The sequence below is a fragment of the Mesorhizobium sp. M7A.F.Ca.AU.001.01.1.1 genome (assembly GCF_004022735.1).
In the GTDB taxonomy this organism is placed as follows: domain Bacteria; phylum Pseudomonadota; class Alphaproteobacteria; order Rhizobiales; family Rhizobiaceae; genus Mesorhizobium; species Mesorhizobium ciceri.
This window is the reverse complement of the sequence record NZ_RZPF01001103.1, coordinates 1-1,277: the sequence shown is the minus strand read 5'-3', so window position 1 is coordinate 1,277 and position 1,277 is coordinate 1. Positions and strand designations below refer to the sequence as shown.

Below are 1,277 nucleotides of genomic sequence, written 5' to 3'. Positions count from 1 at the left end.
CCTAATAGATGTAAAAACCGCCGCGAAGATTGGGGCCGAGCACGGTCTCGAAGGATTGCTCGGTGGAGATGCCGCCGAAATGCAGGATCAGGCCGCAGCCCTCTGCCAGATCGTTCACCGCCTGCTGGTCTTCGAGATCGGCGATGGCGAAGCTTGCGTTTGGCGGCAACGGGATCGGCAAGGGCACGACATCGGTCAGCCGCAAGGTCCAGCCGAGCGCCGCCAGCCTGGCCGAGAGCAGCCGTCCGATCGTGCCGGAGGCTCCGGTCAACAGCACCGGTTTTTGGGGGATCATCACGCCCTGTCCTTTCACTGAGACCGCGGACATGTTCGCGCGGCGCTGATAAGGCGAATGAAGATTGGTCGTGTCCAACGCGTCGCAAATGTCATCATATCACCGTATAAATAATGGGTTGCCAAGGACAGAGGTTCGTTTATTGCTTGATGGCGATGAAACGTTCCTTTGGCCTTCCCCCGCAGATCAGCCGCACGGCGCAGGTTGCCGACTGGTTTGCGCGCGAAATACGCGCCGGCCATATGACCAGCGGCGAGAAACTGCCGACCGAACAGGAACTGATCGCGCAATTCGGGGTCAGCCGCACGGTGATCCGGGAAGCCATGGCTTCCCTTCGATCGGAGGGCCTTGTCGTCAGCCGCCAGGGCTCCGGCGTGTTCGTCGCCGACCATGAGGCCAACACCACATTCCGCATCGTTTCCGACGAGCTGCACTCGCTGACGGAAGTCCAGAACGTGCTGCAGCTTCGGCTCGCGGTGGAACAAGAAGCCGCCGGCATCGCCGCCGAGAAGCGCGGCGACGACGACCTTGCCCGCATGCGCGACTGCCTCGACGCCATCGACGCCTCGATCGCGGCGGGCGAGAGCGCGATCGAGCCCGACTTTGCCTTCCACCGAGCGATCGCCTCGGCCACCGGCAATCCCTATTTCGAACGCTTTATGCACTTTCTCGGACCTGTCCTCATTCCACGCCAGCTGATGCGCCCGCGCGACGAAACGCCGGAGCAGCGGCGGCACTATCTGGAGCAGGTCCAGATGGAGCACCGCCGCATCTATCAGGCCATCGAGCGGCAGAATGTCGAAGCCGCCCGCTTCACCTTGCGCGAGCATCTGGAGGCGGGGCGCGAGCGTTACCGCCGCATGGTCGATGGTCACGCCAGATCGTAGCAAGCCGTCAGTTCCGGTCTTCGATCCGCTCCCGCAAATCATCCCGTGCTACGCCAGCTCCGCGACCGGCATTTTGCAGGAGTGCATGAGAGCCG

2 protein-coding genes are annotated in these 1,277 nt (G+C 62.8%); one reads left to right on the top strand and one right to left on the bottom strand.

The window, feature by feature from the left end; all coding sequences use genetic code 11:
* Position 1 precedes the first annotated feature (1 nt).
* Positions 2-295: an NAD-dependent epimerase/dehydratase family protein gene (locus EN884_RS36210; RefSeq protein WP_245492053.1), complete on the bottom strand. Its 294-nt coding sequence runs from the start codon at positions 293-295 to the stop codon at positions 2-4.
* A gap of 155 nt (positions 296-450) precedes the next feature.
* On the opposite strand from EN884_RS36210, the gene EN884_RS36205 reads away from it, so the two are divergent.
* The gene (locus tag EN884_RS36205; RefSeq protein ID WP_127224710.1) at positions 451-1,182 is read left to right on the top strand and encodes a FadR/GntR family transcriptional regulator; all 732 of its coding nucleotides are present in this window, start codon (positions 451-453) and stop codon (positions 1,180-1,182) included.
* Positions 1,183-1,277: the final 95 nt, after the last annotated feature.